The 1,368-nt window shown below is 62.6% G+C and carries 1 protein-coding gene; it reads left to right on the top strand.

Features of this window, described 5'->3' with window-relative positions; all coding sequences use genetic code 11:
* The first annotated feature begins 79 nt into the window (after window positions 1-79).
* Entirely contained in the window at window positions 80-1,303 is a 1,224-nt protein-coding gene (locus tag FJ548_RS29685; RefSeq protein ID WP_246678808.1) for an IS481 family transposase, read from the top strand.
* Window positions 1,304-1,368 lie beyond the last annotated feature (65 nt).

Genomic DNA, 1,368 nt, shown 5'->3' with positions numbered 1-1,368 from the left:
TGTAGAGACCGGGGAGATGGTGGACAGGCGTTCGGAGACATCGTGGACACTTCCCGAGCATCGAATCGGGAGGGACGGAATGCCGTTTTGCGAGGTGTCCGCGATGGCTCAGAAGCGAGAGTTCGTGATGTTTGCCTTGAATGAGGGGGCGAACGTTCGAGAGCTTTGTCGACGGTTCGGGATCAGTCCGACGACCGGCTACAAATGGATCGAGCGGTATCAGGCGGAAGGGCTGGCCGGGCTGACCGAGCGATCGCGCCGCCCGCACTCGAGTCCGCAGCGCACCGCTTGGCAGGTTGAGGCGAAGGTGTTGGAGGTACGCGACAAGAGCAACAACGTCTGGGGCGGCCGCAAGATCAAGGGGGCGCTGGAGAAGGATAGTGAGCTCGAAATCCCGGCGGCAAGCACGATCACCGCGATCCTGCGCCGTCACGAGCGGCTGACGGAGGCTGGAGCGGCGCAACATCCGGGACCATGGCAGCGCTTCGAGCGGGAGACCCCCAACGAGCTGTGGCAAATGGACTTCAAGGGTCACTTTGCCATCCATAGCGGCCGCTGCCATCCGCTCACCACGCTCGACGACCATTCGCGCTTCAACCTGGTGCTTTCTGCCTGCGGCAATGAGCAGGGCCGAACGGTGCGCGGGGAGCTGGAGATTGCCTTTCGCCACTATGGTTTGCCGCTGGCGATGCTGATGGATGGCGGCCCGCCGTGGAGCGATCCCGGCGGCGAGCTCTACACCGTGTTCAGCGTTTGGTTGTTGCGGCTTGGCATCCGCGTCCTGCACGGTCGACCGCGCCACCCCCAGACGCAAGGCAAGGAAGAGCGCTTCCATCGCACGCTGAAAGCCGAAGTGATCAGCGGGCGAAGCTTCGGCGATCTCGCCGATTGTCAGCGGGCCTTCGACCAATGGCGTCCGCGTTATAACCACGAACGGCCGCACGAGGCACTCGACATGGCGACGCCGGCCGAGCGGTACCGGCCGAGCCCACGCTGCTTCCCTGAGGTGTTGCCCGCGATCGAATACGGACCAGGTGACAAGGTCCGCAAGGTCGACAGCGATGGCTTCATCAGCTTCAGGAACCGACCTTGGCGGATCGGCAAGGCCTTCCGCGGCGAGCTGGTGGCACTTCGCTCCACTGACCAGGATGGCCTCTTCAGCGTGCACTACTGCTCGCATCGGATTGCCACCCTTGACCTGCGCTCCACCGACAGGGAGGCCTGTGGACTTGTGGACAACGCTAAGCCTTGCCCACAGGGTCCACACCCCAAACAACAACAAAAACAACCCGTCTCATCATGATGAAAAAATGTGTCCACGATGTCCCCGAACACCTGTCCACCTTGTCTCCGGCACAAACAGGAGGG

This window comes from Mesorhizobium sp. B2-4-17, from assembly GCF_006441275.1.
Taxonomy (GTDB): Bacteria; Pseudomonadota; Alphaproteobacteria; order Rhizobiales; family Rhizobiaceae; genus Mesorhizobium.
The sequence above is the reverse complement of the archived record's forward strand: the minus strand, read 5'-3'. Positions and strand labels throughout refer to the sequence as shown.

Excerpts from the sequence above, each read along its gene's own strand:
- FJ548_RS29685 (WP_246678808.1), top strand. The coding sequence starts at position 80 with ATGCCGTTTTGCGAGGTGTCCGCGATGGCTCAGAAGCGAGAGTTCGTG.